The 15434-nt window shown below is 46.3% G+C and carries 11 protein-coding genes; 2 read left to right on the forward strand and 9 right to left on the reverse strand.

The annotated features are described in order from the left end of the window. Nucleotides 1-314: 314 nt before the first annotated feature. The 7 genes from ACJJIV_RS01150 to ACJJIV_RS01180 form a co-directional block, all read right to left on the reverse strand. The gene (locus ACJJIV_RS01150) at nucleotides 315-1685 is read right to left on the reverse strand and encodes a M23 family metallopeptidase (protein WP_444890427.1); all 1371 of its coding nucleotides are present in this window, start codon (nucleotides 1683-1685) and stop codon (nucleotides 315-317) included. Nucleotides 1686-1688: 3 nt separating this feature from the next. Further along, nucleotides 1689-3185 (reverse strand): peptidoglycan DD-metalloendopeptidase family protein, encoded by a 1497-nt coding sequence (locus ACJJIV_RS01155; RefSeq protein ID WP_444890428.1) that lies wholly within the window; start codon nucleotides 3183-3185, stop codon nucleotides 1689-1691. 22 nt (nucleotides 3186-3207) lie between these two features. Beyond that, the gene (locus ACJJIV_RS01160) at nucleotides 3208-3585 is read right to left on the reverse strand and encodes a BlaI/MecI/CopY family transcriptional regulator (RefSeq protein ID WP_444890429.1); all 378 of its coding nucleotides are present in this window, start codon (nucleotides 3583-3585) and stop codon (nucleotides 3208-3210) included. A gap of 612 nt (nucleotides 3586-4197) precedes the next feature. Continuing rightward, on the reverse strand, nucleotides 4198-7326 hold the full coding sequence (locus ACJJIV_RS01165) for an efflux RND transporter permease subunit (RefSeq protein ID WP_444890430.1): 3129 nt from the start codon (nucleotides 7324-7326) through the stop codon (nucleotides 4198-4200). Next, nucleotides 7323-8681 carry an efflux RND transporter periplasmic adaptor subunit gene (locus tag ACJJIV_RS01170; RefSeq protein WP_444890431.1) on the reverse strand — a complete coding sequence of 453 codons (1359 nt, stop codon included), beginning with the start codon at nucleotides 8679-8681 and terminating at the stop codon, nucleotides 7323-7325. Before ACJJIV_RS01170 ends, ACJJIV_RS01165 begins: the two co-directional genes overlap by 4 nt. Nucleotides 8682-8708: 27 nt before the next feature. Then, entirely contained in the window at nucleotides 8709-9377 is a 669-nt protein-coding gene (locus tag ACJJIV_RS01175; protein WP_444890432.1) for a TetR/AcrR family transcriptional regulator, read from the reverse strand. Nucleotides 9378-9732: 355 nt separating this feature from the next. Further along, the gene (locus ACJJIV_RS01180; RefSeq protein WP_444890433.1) at nucleotides 9733-11130 is read right to left on the reverse strand and encodes a tryptophanase; all 1398 of its coding nucleotides are present in this window, start codon (nucleotides 11128-11130) and stop codon (nucleotides 9733-9735) included. A 963-nt stretch (nucleotides 11131-12093) separates the two neighbouring features. On the opposite strand from ACJJIV_RS01180, the gene ACJJIV_RS01185 reads away from it, so the two are divergent. Next, nucleotides 12094-12921, forward strand: a complete 828-nt coding sequence (locus ACJJIV_RS01185) for a hypothetical protein (protein ID WP_444890434.1) — start codon at nucleotides 12094-12096, stop codon at nucleotides 12919-12921. Between the two features lie 285 nt (nucleotides 12922-13206). Here ACJJIV_RS01185 and ACJJIV_RS01190 read toward each other — a convergent pair whose 3' ends face one another. Both ACJJIV_RS01190 and ACJJIV_RS01195 read right to left on the reverse strand, forming a co-directional pair. Next, nucleotides 13207-13572, reverse strand: coding sequence for a VOC family protein (locus ACJJIV_RS01190; protein ID WP_444890435.1), 366 nt, complete (start codon nucleotides 13570-13572; stop codon nucleotides 13207-13209). A 179-nt stretch (nucleotides 13573-13751) separates the two neighbouring features. Next, nucleotides 13752-14975: a CaiB/BaiF CoA transferase family protein gene (locus tag ACJJIV_RS01195; RefSeq protein WP_444890436.1), complete on the reverse strand. Its 1224-nt coding sequence runs from the start codon at nucleotides 14973-14975 to the stop codon at nucleotides 13752-13754. Nucleotides 14976-15116: 141 nt separating this feature from the next. Here ACJJIV_RS01195 and ACJJIV_RS01200 point away from each other — a divergent pair, with 141 nt between their 5' ends. Further along, nucleotides 15117-15434 carry an Mpo1-like protein gene (locus ACJJIV_RS01200; RefSeq protein WP_444890437.1) on the forward strand — a complete coding sequence of 106 codons (318 nt, stop codon included), beginning with the start codon at nucleotides 15117-15119 and terminating at the stop codon, nucleotides 15432-15434.

The following is a 15434-nucleotide window of genomic DNA, read 5'->3' on the forward strand; positions in this document are numbered from 1 at the left end:
ACCCAAATAGCAATCAGATCATAAAAGCATCAATTACCACAGGTATATGAGAGACACGCGGCATAGAAGCGAAAATAAAAAATTACTTGGCAACAAGTAAGGAGTTTAGATTTTTACATCCAACCGAGACAATTATCTCACTCAAAGGTAAATCTCAGGTCTCTGCTTTCCTACTCTCATTATTAATAAACGATCACTATCGGAACCAAACATGCAGTACAGCTAAGCTCAAGCTCTGCCACCCACGTAAGATAGAAAAAATGCTCTATCATTTATACTGGGCCCCTAGCTCAAACAAACAAATAAATAATCTTTCAGCTTTTAAGTGCCTTGTAGACCCTTAAGGTGTCATCTACCGCCTCAACAAATTCATAAAAACGTTCCAAACTTTTTCCTGTTAAACGATCAGAAGTAGGAAGGTCCAATCTAAGTGGATCTATTGCTTTACCATTTTTATGAATTTCATAATGTAAATGCCGCCCCTTAACCCTACCTGTAGCCCCGAGATAACCTATCACCTGCCCTTGCTTCACTTTCATACCGGCCTTGATACCCTTGGCATAACCTTTAAGGTGCGCATAAATAGTTTGAATACCCGATTTGTGGGCAATGCGAATATAATTTCCAAAGCTACCAAAGTAAGAGGCCCTTTCTATAGTGCCATCTCCAGCGGCAAGTATTGGTGTACCTGATGGAGCACCAAAGTCAAGACCATTATGCATTCTTGTATACCCCAATACTGGATGTTTACGTCTGCCGTAATATGATGATAGACGTGCATTCTTTAATGGAGTCTTCATAAGGAAGCTTCTTGAGCTTTTTCCACTAGGGTCCAAGTAATCAACAACGCCTGACTCACGATCTTCATAGCGATAAAGGGAAACGAAATCACTTTCTAGAGAAATCTTAGCAACATGTATTGCATTGAAAACTTCATCACCCTCTATATCATCCCTCAAAGTACTATAAAAGATGGAAAAGCGATCACCTGAACGAATCTCACGCTGAAAATCTATCTCGTAACTTAAAATTTCATTCAGCTTAGCCAGTATCGCATTATTCAAACCAAGTTGTAGACCAGACTTATATAAGCTACCTGTAATCTCACCTTCCACATAATGTTTTTGCAAAGTAGTTGGGTTTTTCTTCTTGATAACGATGAGTTTTTGACTAGATTTCTTAATCTCTAGACTCTCAGCAAATGCCAATTTCACCCCAACACTTTGAAACCGTGATTGCTCATCAAAAGTTAATTGAAAAACCTTCCCCACTGGTATTGCATTGACATCAAAGTGCTCAGATAAAAGCTGTATGACTCTATATGCATCCTTATAACCAACGGAGTTTTCAATAAGCAAGGATAACAAACCCTGATTTTTAGCAAGCGATACGGACTTTATTCGGTTATATTTATTGGTAACAAGGGATACACCACCCATTTCAGACTCATCAATTTGAGCATTTTCCACCCTCAAATAGAACCTATCCGTTTTTGCCGAATAAAATATAGACAGAACATCTTCATTAAGCTTAAAGATATTCTCTTTCTGATCAAAAGACTTTGCCTGCAGTACCTTTGGGTATAGCAGCACCATCATTAGAATATAAATCAATTTAAGAGTAATACTACCAAAAGAAAACAGTATTCTTTCAGAATCAGCATTTCCAACTAGATACTTTTTCATATCTCAACCAAACCACAATGCAAGCAAATGTTCCGGATCAACTCTTTCACCTTGCTCAATCAACTCAAAATGAAGATGAGGACCTGTTACTTTCCCTGTAACACCAACTGTTCCAATCTTTTGCCCGGCTTTCACATTTTCACCAACCCTCACCTCCCGAGAATCTAAATGCGAGTAAAGTGTCTGTGTATTATCTCCATGATCAACAATAATTATCTTTCCGTAATTTTTATGTTTGTAGTGATCAGTTGAAACAACAACAATTCCACTAGCAACAGAAACTATTGGCGAACCGAGCGGAGCTGCGAAATCCGTACCAAGGTGAGGTTTCCTTCTGAACTCCTCTAAACCTCCAAATTGACTGCTTATACGTGCATCTTCAACCGGGGCTATCCATGTTTCTTTTTTAGAGCTAGCGATTGAAAAGCTAGAATTTACTAAAACTCCAAAAAATATTAGAAATATGGTAAAAAATACAAGTACTCCCCTAAAGATCCCTGAAGCCAACCTATTAAGCTCAGAACTTTCACAAGCAGCCTCCCTGATATTCACCACTCTCTTTTTTAAAAAAGTTAACTGATTAGCCTCTTCAAATACTGAAAAGGCAGCAACACCCTTACAGCTGGCTTGCCTAGAGCACTGCTGTAATGTTCGCAGCATTGCCTGGGCATACACTCTTCCACTTCCTATTTCGGAGGATTTTAATACTTCTCGGTCGCAGGATAGTTCAATAGCCCATAACAATTGCTCTTTAGCCCACCTAACAAATGGAATGAACCATAAAAAACTCACCAAAACATGGGCAACCATGATAAGCAAGGGGTCTCGCCTTCTTATATGGGTTAATTCGTGCTCCATAATTAATTGCCTTTCCTTGGCATCCATCGATATTAGATAACCAGGCAAAACGAGCCTCAAGTTAAGCAAACCAAAAACGAAGGGTGAGCACTGGGCCTTTGTAACAATTAGTTTTACATTCTTTTTAGACAGGTAATCAGACTGCTTACTGGTTAGCAGATTACTGACAACTTGTCGCTTGAGGTCCACCTCATTCGCAATATCCAGCATTTTAACCAATCGACTATGCCTTCTAAACATCATTATCAGGCTTAGTAATACCCCGCCAAGATACAAAATCATCCAGGAGCCCGTTAGAATGTCGATATAATTCAAAGTTAGTGCTTTATTCTCCAGCTGAGCACTTTCAATTACCGTATAACTAAAAGCCGCCTCTGGAGGCGTAAGATCATATCTAAATTCAGGCGCCAAGCCTGTTGAAAAGAAACCCAATAATTGCGCAAGAAAAAATGGCAGACTAATCACACATAAAACACACACCCAAAAGCTACGCCAGCTAGTAACACGCCTAGACTTAAAACTGGCCAGAGAGGTTATTGCTCTTACAGTGATATAAATAAAGCATGCCCAAATTACGGAAAATATGGATGTAACAAAAAGATTGGGTGTAAAGAATGACAACGAGGATAGTAATTCCTGCATATAATCTCACAGCCTCCCCGATTCAGTCTGCTTCAGGCCAGGCATTCAACATTTCCTGTAGCTCTTCCAGGTCTTGGTCATTCATTAATTTACTGTTAGCAAACATAGCTATAGGAAGCGGACCATCCAGCTCAAGAACCCGTGAGGCGAAGTCTGTGGCATATTGTGCAAGTGTTTCGACCTTTTCAAGAGCTGCCTTATAGACTTGAATGCCGTGTACTTCAGACTGAATCACAAAAGACTTATCCCGCATTCTATCCAACGTTTTCCTGGTGGATGAATAGGACCAGCAGAGTTCTGATTTCACCTCTTCATGCAATTCTCTTGCACTTAGTGGACTCTGCTTCCAGAGTGCCTTTAGCAAAGTAAGCTCTGAGGGGGAGGGTTTGGCTTCTCTCATTTATTTTCTTCTCGTGACGTTAATCGCATTTCCACTACAGCTGGTGCAAGTATGCGACATGAGTCGCATGCCGTCAAATAGTAGATAGCACTACCGGGCTTCATCTCCCGATTAATTTTTTGCGCAGCAATTTATGATGGGAACTAAACCAAAATTGATAACAACCAAGCACGAAGATTCGTAAGCCGTCACCTAGTAATCAAGTGGAATTAGGCTAGAAAGAGTGGATAGTCTGGGAGGACTAGCTATAAATCAAACATTAGCAAAACGCACAGGAATTTTTGGATAAACCTTAGTTAACCACTTTACCAGGGAGTCCGGATTCAAATTCAATCAGAAAATCGCTGCAGAACCTGCAGAGAGCGTATAGGTACTTATATCCATATTCTGCTTTCCAGCCACTCCAACGATAGCTTCATTGACAATCCAATGCATCTTCTTATCAAGCTGAATAGGTCAGCATGACTCATACCGAGACTGCTCACTACACTTCAACATGGGTTCAAGCGGTAAAAATAATAAAACTGGTCGAACGCCTAGACCCACCAAGCGCAATGTCGATTAAGAAAGCCGCATGAAAGATCATACGACTTTCTTCAAGTCTAGGATTAACTAGGCTACAACAAGTGTTTCTTTCTGATGCGAACCCGCCACCTCTCCCTCCTCCAGGTTTTCAGTAAACCCAAAGTCCTCCAAAATCCCATAAAGCGCCGGCAACACCAAAAGGATCAACACCGTTGAGCTACTGATTCCAAATACAATGCTGGTTACCAGAGGTACCAACACCTGGGCTTGTAAGCTTGTTTCAAACAGTAGGGGCAAAAGACCAGCGATCGTTGTAAGGGAGGTCAAGAAGATTGCGCGGAAGCGGTCGCGACTGGCTTGGCTTGCAGCGCTATGAACATCCATACCCTCGCGTACACGCCGCTTTACAAATTCCACCAATAGGATGGAGTCATTCACCACAATACCGGCGAGAGAGACAAAGCCCATCATACTTGGCATAGACATATTCTGCCCCATAATTAGATGGCCCCAGATAACGCCGATCAACGCTAGTGGAATGGCGACCAATACAATTAAGGGCTCTACATAGCTGCGAAATTGTAAAGATAATATCAGGTAGATACCAATAGCACCGACCAACAAGGCGCTGCCGATGGACTTACCTGTGACTTCACTGTTCTTAATCTCTCCCTGCATATCGACACGAAGACCAGGAAATTCTTTTTTAAGTTCAGCGAGGAATTTCTCTTGGGTATCCCCAAGCACCTGGCCCGCATTAGCTTTCTCAGTGAAGACGTCGGCAAATACACTTACTACTCGTTCACCATCTATTCGCTGAATCCGTGCGTAATCGCGATTCATCTCAACATCGGCAATGGCAATCAAAGGGACGCGCTGCTTGGTAACAGGATGGATAATGACCAGTTCATCAAAACGGCTCAGGGCTCCACGAGAATCCGCATCCATACGCACTTGGATCTCATAGGTTTCTCCCCGGTACTGAATCTCATCAATCTCCATTCCTTGATAAGCCGCGCGTAACTGGTTGGCAACATTACTGGCATCCAGGCCAGATGCGTAGGCACCCTCACGCATTTTTATGTTTAATTGCGGCTTGCCTGGACGTAGGTCATCCACCACATTCACTACACCGTCGTATCCTCGCAGCCAATTCTGCAAGCGAATAGAAACCTCTTTCAGCTGATCCAGCTCCAGTCCGCTGAGGCGTATGTGAATAGCACGGCCCGCGGGACCTAAGGCTGGTTCTTTATAAAGAATCGCGATCGCACCAGGGGTTTCACCTGCAGCCTCACGCCAAGCATGGCGCAATTCATCCAAACTGGTTTTACGCCCTTCCGCAGCCAGTAAGTCGACATTAATCGTTGCCACATGGGGTCCAGTTTCAAAGGCATCACCATTGACACCAAAGGTTACACTTGTGTGATTGACGAGAGGAGCGCTTTCCCTTTCAGAAAATTCAGCGGCTACTAAATCAAGAGCATCTAACTGTTTATCGACCAGTTTTTCCATATCCTGCAAGGAGGTACCCTGAGGCATTAGGATGCGAGCTTGCAGCAAATCGCCCTCCAAAGTTGGAAACCCCTGAAACTTCACAATCCCAGCCGGCAACAAACTTACAGTCAAGAAAAATAGACCGAGTACCCCACCAACAAAGGCGTAACGGTATTTAACGGCCCAATCTGCCGCACGCCCCACACTCTCACGCCAGCCTTCAAAGCGTTTGGCAAAAGCCTTCTTCCAAGCGGGTGTTCGGCTTTTGTGTTCAAGCGCATGGCGCAAGTGTGCAGGCAAAATTAAGAAGGCTTCTAACAAGCTAACAATTAATACTGAAATCAGGACAATCGGCAGCACTTTAAGCACCTGCCCCATATCCCCTTTAATAAAGATCAGCCCACCAAATACCATCACTGTGGTTGCAAAAGAAGACAGGACTCCACGGGCAACGCGCTTGGTCCCATTCACTACAGCCTCTAACGGGGAGCGACCATCGCGATGTTCGCTGGCAATACTTTCTGAAAGTACTATGGCATCGTCCATCAAAATACCGATAGCAATTAGTAAACCTACCAAGCTGATCATATTGATGGATACGCCCATGGCGGTGATCAGGGCAAAGGAGCCTAGAAAGGATACCGGCAGTCCCATCACCACCCAGAATACATAGCGACCACTAAAGAAAAGATACAGCGCTAGGGCAACTAGAATCAGGCCCTGCCAGGCATTGGAGATAATCATTTGCAATCGATCGGCAACGATGGAGGCGCTGTCTTGGGTAAGGGTTAGCTTGATCCCCTCGGGCAACTTCGCACTTTCACGATCGACAAAAGCACGCACAGCTTCCAGTACACGCAGGCTATCATCCACACTGTTTTTTTCTACATTGAGCAAGGCTGCGCGATGACCATCGAAAATAATCTTGTCCTCCGCCAGCTCAAAGCCATCATAAATTTCCGCGATATCGCCAAGGCGCACTTCGGCACCATCTTCGCCTTTAAGGACTACAAGATTTTCCAACTCTTCTACGTTACGGCGCTCTTCAGTAAAACGCAGCTGATATTCACGATCAGGTGTGGATACCTTGCCGGCAGGCATATCAATGGCTTGCTGATCAATAATATTGGCCAACTCCATCACACTGAGCCCGTACTGGCGCAGGTTGTAATCGGATATTTCGATCTGCAGCTGATGATCTGAGAAGCCCGAGATACGCACTATAGGGATGGCTGGGTCACGCAGTAATTCGCGGCGATAGTGTTCCGCCAATTGATTCAATTGTGGCAATGGCAGATCGGCACTGATAGCAATACTTACAACGCCTTGAGTGCGCCCCATTTCCTTGACTACCGGGCGCTCGCTCTCTGCTGGCAGCGAATCAATGCTATCAACCGCAGACTCCACATCCGCAACAAACTGGTTCATATCTCCAGCTTCCTGCATTTTCAGGGTCATCAGCCCGAGATTATCCTTAGCTTCACACAGGCGTTCATCAATAAAGCTGATACCGTCAGTGGCCTCCTCCAAAGGAAGGCAAATACTGTCTTCGACCTCAGCAGCGGCAGCACCGGCATAGGGGACGGAAACCTGCACTTCGAATTTATCGATTTCCGGCATGGTTTCGCGCTTCATACTGGGTAGGACAAACAGTCCGCTCAACATGAGTGCAACCATTAACAGGTTCGCTGCGGTGGGGTGTGCGGCAAAAAAACGAATCACTGCAGTGTACCTCCAGTATTCACCACCACGGCCTGCTGGCCGCTGCTCACAGACACGTCCATGCCATCAATCGCCGGTATCACATCGGTGACAATAACCTGCTCACCGGGAAACAAGCCTGCACGAATCACCGTAGTATCCCCCTGATGGTAATCCACCTGCACTTGCCGCAGGCGTAACTTGCCATCCTCCACCAGATACACCCTACCCTCATGCAAGGCGCGGCGGGGAATGGCTAGAGCTGGAGCGGAGGGTGCTATTAATTCCACACGAGCATACATGCCTCGAAATAGCGGCGGCTTTTTTCCGGCGAGGGCTTCGCCATAGGGATCGTCTACGGCAACCACTACTGAAAGCGTACGACTGGTACTATCGAGGGCCCCTCCCAGACGTACGACCTGGCCCTTCCACTCATTGTCTCCAGGCCCACCAACCAGAGTGATGCGCGCCTCCAAGCCCAATAGTATTTTGGGAAGCTCTTCTGGCGCTGGCACAAGGTCACTGCCTGGCCTGAGATTACGCAACAGTGGCGCCACATGAAGCATGGGAAGCTCAGCGGCAATTTCCACCTGATCCAGACCACTGGCATCGAATAAGCGCGCATTGCCTGCCACATATTGATTTTCCTCTACATGGACCTCACCAATACGCGCATCGAAGGGTAAGGTTACCTGGGTACGCTCCAGACTGTATTTACTATCCCGCACTTGAGCCTCAGAGCGCGCAATCTGGGCCTCGATTACCTTGCGGCGCGTTGGAAATAAGGAGAGCTGACTGGTTTGGTTTTGCACTTCCTGACGCAGGCGCAGCACATTTTGCTCTTCGACATCCACACTTGAGCGAGAAACCGTGCCCTTGGCCACTAACGTTTGCTTGCGCTCTAATTCTTTCTCACCCAGCTTCAACGTACGTTCGGCAATCTCCAAAGAGCGCTGGCTATTGACCTCCTCCACCTTGAGCTCCTGCAAATTAGCACGGTTAGCTGCCAAATCACTTTCAGCCCGCGCCAAGGCTAATTGGTAGCTAGTGTCATCAACTTTCAATACCAGGGTGCCGGCAGGAATAATATTTCCACTCTCTAACTCCGGCGCCGTGTAGACTATCCGACCACTTACCTCAGCATTGGCTTCAAGAAAGGTGCTGGGTTTCACTTCACCGTAAGCTACTGCTTGGGCACGTAGCGGCAGCTCTTGCACCAACACAACATTTACCGGGGTGATCAGTGCATCCTGCACATCGTGGTTGGGCGGGCTCTTACTCATGACCAATGCCATTGAAAGAGAAATACCAACGGCAACAAGAATAGGAAGCGCCAGGCGGCGATTCATCAGTTTCTGTAGCTGGACCTTTTTCATCACCACCAATCTCCCAATATTCGACTGTTACTCGGCTATAGCGTTGTTGGCCACTCCATGGAGCAGCAACTTAACGGTGTGGTCAATCCACTTATCGCTGGTTTCTTCATCCAGCCTAAAAGAGAAAATCTCCTTGAAGGGATCCCCCGCAATAAAGGGGAATGCAACCAAACTGACGAAAGAAATCGGCATAAGATTAATATCTAAATCTGGACGTAGGTGGCCGGCGCATTGAAGTGCTTGTAAGAGCTCCCGCAACATAGGGCCCAGTACAGATGCCAGTCTATCGGTGAATAAATCGCGCATTCGACCAGGCTTGGAGGCCACCTCCCCCACAATAAAGCGGGGTATCCAGGGCTCACGGATATAAAGGCGGATAATACGAGCCATTGCATCCCTCAGGGTTTCTAGACTGGGCTCCTTATCCCCCAAACTCATAGTGAGAAATGCCGGGCCACTCTGCATAAACTGACCGCGTATAACCTCGATAATCAGCCCTTCTTTACCGTCAAAGTGATAGCTGATCATGGCGGAATTTACCCCAGCACCCTGAGCGATCTCGCGAATTGAGATATCACGAAACGCTTTCTCACGAAGAAGTCTATGGGCAGATAGCATCAGGGACTCGCGTACCTGCCTTTCACGCTCCGGGTCCCTGGGCCGTCCACGGCCACGACTGGGTGTGGTGTTAGTCAACTTGATATCCAATTTAATTAATCACATGATTAATTAAATTGGATATTTACCGGGAACACAAGATGAAAAACAGACTAACAAGTCACAAAATAAAGAGGCTCTCCGAGGCACTCACACAAAAAGTACTGCCAGACTGCCCCGTCACTCCAGGGGCCCTTGGCTCATTAGAAAACTGGAGAGCAGCCTTTAGCACCTGGGTACATTTATCCCCAACGGACAGGGAAAGAAAAAGCCAGCGCGTGGTAGCAGATCAGAACTTCAGACAAAAACAAAAAAAGGCCCACGAAGGGCCCTTTTAGGGAGGTAAATGACCCAGCAGAAAAAACTAAAAGAAATTTCCTGAGCTATCCATTACTTACAGAGACTTAAATCTAGCCGTAAAGTGTCGCAACACTGGCGGCTCATATTCAAAGGTCAGCCCTTTCAATTCATGTGCTCGATTCTGCAGCTCTATAATCGCATCAGCGATATAGTCCATATGATCATTGGTATATACACGACGCGGAATCGTCAGGCGCATCAATTCCAAATCCGCCTTCTTCTGTTCACCGGTTTCCGGGTCACGCCCCAACAATAAGGAGCCAATTTCCACCGCACGGATACCCGCTTCCAGATACAGCGCGTTAGTTAAAACTTGTGCGGGGAATTGCTCTGGTGGGATATGCGGCAGAATCTTAGCCGCATCGACAAACACCGCATGGCCACCTGTTGGAGACTGAATGGGCACCCCACCCTCGCGCAAACGCTCACCTAAGTAGGCTACTTGGCTGATGCGGTATTGCAGGAAATTTTCATCGGCGGCCTCATAAAGACCCCGCGCCAATGCTTCCATATCACGCCCCGCCATGCCCCCGTAGGTTACAAAGCCCTCCATAGGTACGCAGCGGGTACGCACCGCCTGGAAAAGCTCCTCATGATCACGGATACAACATAGGCCACCAATATTCACCATCGGATCTTTCTTGGCAGACATGGTCAGCATATCGCCGTATTTATACATCTCGCGAATAATCTCCAGGATCGACTTGTCCTGATAACCTTCTTCGCGCTGCTTGATAAAGTAGGCGTTCTCACAGTAACGTGCCGAATCGATCACTACTGGAATATCGTATTTCGCGGCAATCTCATATACTGCGCGCATATTCGCCATGGAAACTGGCTGGCCACCCGAGCTATTGCAAGTTACCGTGGTGATAATTGCACAAATATTATTCGCCCCATGTTCCTTAATGGTCTCGACCAAAAGATCCAGGTCAAAATTACCTTTCCAGTCATAAGCCGTTAAGGTATCAAAGGCCCGCTTGTCCAACACATTAACCGCTTTACCACCATTCAACTCAATATGGCCCGCGGTGGTATCGAAGTGATAGTTGGAGATAAAGACTGGTGTAGTACCGCCACGTACCTGGCGCATACGCTCAATCAGAGCGGGAAACAGGATCTGTTCAGCACCACGGCCCTGGTGGGCGGGAACGGTTAATTTATAACCAAAAAAGTGCTCCACTGCTTGGCACAAGTTGTAATAGTTGCGGCTACCTGCGTAAGACTCATCCCCCAACATCAAACCGGCCCACTGGTTATCGCTCATGGCCCCAGTGCCAGAATCTGTTAGCAGATCAATATAGACATCATCACTGCGCAGCAAGAAAGGGTTCAAACCAGCTTCCGCCAGAGCCTTCTCTCTATCGTCCAGAGTGGTCATTTTGATCGGCTCAACCATCTTAATCCGGAATGGCTCAGGAATACGCTTCATCATTATTTTCCTTATCAATCCTGACAGCGTGAACTGAATTATTGACTCAGTCACACTGCATGCTGTTTTTAACGCGGATATAGTACAGATGAAGTGGTAAATGTGCGAATGAGAAGTGATTGGAAGTAGGATTGCCTTACCTGTGAAGGGCATAGAGGGTATCAAGATACTAGTAGCGTGGACTAACCCTACATATATGGTTTTGACGATTTTTTATAGGCATCTATACCAAACATGAAAAAGATTGTTGGTGATATAACAGTTGCAAAGAAAAATCTTAGCTACTTACCATGCCAAAGTAATAACGCCGCCAGTGATTTAAAAATCAACTTCTGGGTAGCCAGGTGCGCCAACTTTTAACATTCTAACTGGATCCATCTCGGCCATTTCTTCAAAGCCTCTCTGAGTAATGGAAGGTCCATCGAAACAGCGTAAACCCAAAAGCGAGCCAACACGGACGGGGCTCATCGTAGCCACATTGCTAGGCCCTACCTAAACCCACTCACCGTAAAAGCAAACTCACTCACATGAATATTCATACACGTTTCTACTCTGCCAAAATAACGAAGCATATTCACTCAAGCTCATCTAATCATAATTGAACCTTAAAAGAGCAAAAGACTAACAAATATGGAATTACAGTACCAAATACAGTGTACACCTTGAAACCAGCTTTATTTACTTATTTAAAACCGTACTGTAAGCTCTCCATAAATTATTGGATAATTTTAATCATGGAGGGATAAATTAATTCAGATATTTTACCTCAAGCGATCAATCGCCTGAAAAAACTGAAAATTCTTACAACTTATTTCACACTTCAAGATTTAAGGCTCTTTTTTTCAAGAGACACTATTTCAAAGTGTGACATTTAACACATCAAGTGGGCAGGCCAATAACCTCACTATTTAGACCTTCAGCATCACTTGGTGAAAAAATACAATTATTAAGCAGTAGATTGATATGTTTCCTAAATATGCCTTAGTAACAGCAGCTATTTCTGCAGCCTTCATTGCCTTTGAAGCACAAGCAAAAACCTTCAAATACGAAATTCAAGATATTACTTCATCTAATGCTTCATTACAGTATCCAGGCCTCGACTTAAATGGAGCCAACTCTGCAACACTGATCATTGATCAGACAGATCCTTCATCTCCCGCTGTGATAACCTCGCTAGATGTAAACTTCCCCAATGCGTCCAAATTATCCGTAAGGAATTTCAACTCCACTGATGGATTACACCGGGCCACAGTTGGCAACACCTGGGTATACCGCCAACTCAACATTGAAGTGCATGGTGTAGATTTTCAAAATTCTAGCGATCAGAATATTTACATTGACGGCTTTGTATCTGAAGCAGAGAGTTTTATCGGTGCAAATCAACCAGGAAACCAAGGACAACCATTATTTCATGTCGGAGGTCGATTGGTTGATGTAACCCCAGGAAAAGTCACTGATATTAAAATTCTTACTCTCGACGGGAACAGGCTCAGATTATCACTAAACGACAAGATAGCGGCGAACCCAAACAACAACCATGAGAGTGTCATCGTTATTGATTCACTATGGTTTGGAAACGGGGAAGCAAAGCTATATATCCCGATCCCTATGGCTAACAATGAAGCTAAATTTGCTGCGCCATACAAACTCAACATATCTACAACTTCTGGTCCTGAAGGGGAAGAACACTTCATTCATGTACTCGCAAAAGACGAGCGCGGCAACGAATTCCCCACTGCGGAATTCCCCCTCCAGCATCTGCTCGAGGAAGCTTACCGCAACCACCAATAGTTTTAGTTAAACCCTAATACTCTAAAAGTGGAAATGAGTGGCTTTGCTGGATTTATTTTACAATACTCCTTCAAAGTCACTTCCATATCTATACTCTTTATCCAGAAATGGAAAAGTCTAAAACCAACATCTCTATAAATTACCAATTGATCATGCTGAACGACAACAACGTTGACAAACCTGTTGCTCCCAGCCGACTGATGATAACTACTGATAAGCTCTTCCAAAGTCAGATTAAACATCTCAGATCAGCACCATAAAGCCTTTTGGGGGGTCTTTAACCATCTAAACCAACGCATTCACTTCCACCTTGATCCCCACCGGATCAAAAAATACCAACTGCCTTAGATTACGGCCAGGTACATCCCTTTGCTCGCTGGCAACACCCATCGAATCCAACTGTTGTTTTATCGGTTGAAGATCCTCGGTAAGGAAAGCCATATGGTCCAAATAGGGCTTTTTAGCTTGTTGCTCAGAGACTTCTCCCTCCATGAGATGGATAATCGGTTTGCCATTACCGTAGAGCCAAAATCCGTTGTTTTTAAGGTTTGGTCGCTCTCCCTCTATAAGACCAAGAACATTTGTATAGAAGTCCCGCACCTGCAGCAGTTGACTCCAAGGTGCAGTAATATTGAAATGGTCCAATTGCATAACGCTTCCCTGTGCTATTTCCTTTATAAAATATAGGCAAAAGATAACCCGTTTACGAGCCTATCGCGATCTATTCACAGCATGTCTTAAAAGTAGGGCTTCCTTGCCTCCCCAGTTAAATCTGACTCGATATTGTGATTTAAGCCCGGCAAAAAATGTTTGCCGGGCCCGGGTATTAACTACACGACGCCGTTGCGGCGCAGTTGGTTAATTTGCTGCTCATCTTTTCCCAGTAACTCGCGCAGTACTTCTTCAGTGTGCTCACCCAATACCGGTGGAGCCTGCTGGTAATCGAGGGCAGATTCGGAAAAGAGTACCGGGTTGCGAACAGTTTTTACTTTGCCGGCTTGCGGGTGATCCTGCTCCACCACCATACCTCGCGCTTGCACCTGTGGATCGGCAAAGACCTCTTCGAGAGTATTGATCGGTCCGCAAGGCACATGGGCTTCGCTGAGTTTTTCCAACCACCAGGCAGAGTTCTGCTTGCGGGTGGCATTCTCAATTTGAGGGATCAGCTCATCGCGGGCTATTACCCGTGAGGAATTACTGACATAAGCGGGATTTTCTGCAAGCTGTTCTATACCCGCGATCTTACAAAAACGCTTGAACTGGTCGTCGTTGCCAACCGCCAACATAAAATAGCCGTCTTGCGAGGGCACAGCCTGGTAAGGCACGATATTGGGGTGGCCTGTGCCCTGGCGCTCGGGACTTTTACCCGAGGTGAGGTAGTTCTGGGCCTGATTAGCAAGCCAGGACACCTGGGTATCCAGCAGGGCCAGATCGATATGCTGCCCCACTCCCGTCTGCTGGCGGTGCACTACAGCGGCGAGCACCGAGGAAACCGCATACATGCCCGTCATCAGGTCGGCAACGGCCACCCCCACTTTTTGCGGCCCGGCACCTGGCTGCCCTTCGGGCACACCAGTGATACTCATCAATCCGCCCATCCCCTGAATCATGGCATCGTAGCCGGCGCGGTTTTTATAGGGGCCGGTTTGACCGAAGCCGGTAATGGAACAATAAATCACTCCAGGATTAATAGCCTTGATAGCGTCATAATCCAGGCCGTATTTTTTTAGGCCACCTACCTTGTAGTTCTCCAGAAGAATATCGCAGCGGGCAGCCAGTTGTTTAATCAAGTCCTGGCCGGCTTCCGTGGTGATATCTACAGTGACCGATTTCTTGCCGCGGTTGGCGCTCAGGTAATACGCAGCATCGGCGGTGTCATTGCCCTCGGCGTCTTTGAGGTAGGGAGGGCCCCAGTGACGAGTGTCATCACCGCGCTCAGGGCGCTCCACCTTAATCACTTCGGCGCCAAAATCGGCGAAAACCTGTCCGGCCCAGGGGCCTGCAAGAATACGACTGAGATCGAGTACTTTGAGATGCGCGAGCGGTCCTGCCATAACTTCCTCGTTTCACTAATACGGGGTGCATCCCCGAAAATTTTTGCGGCAGACTAACAGATATTCCCGATATGCGCCCAGCTTGGAAGACTATTGAATTGGCCTTACACTGCGGGAGCAATAAAAATAAGGAGGCATAGCATGGCTGCTATAGAAGCCCAAAAATTCGAATCTTTCCGCGACTTTTACCCATTCTACCTGCAAGAGCACAGCAATCTAACCTGCCGACGATTGCACTTTATTGGTACCAGCCTCGTATTTGCCTCCGTGATCGCAGCGATCAGCACAGGCAATATGCTGTGGTTTGCCGCTACACCGCTGGCTGGTTATGGTTTTGCCTGGATTGGGCATTTCTTTTTTGAACACAATCGTCCTGCCACTTTTAAGTACCCCTTTTATAGTTTTATGGGGGACTTTGTGATGTTTAAGGATATGCTGTTGGGGCGTATTGAACGCTGA

The sequence above is a fragment of the Microbulbifer mixtoriginis (SeqCode) genome, from assembly GCF_052466765.1.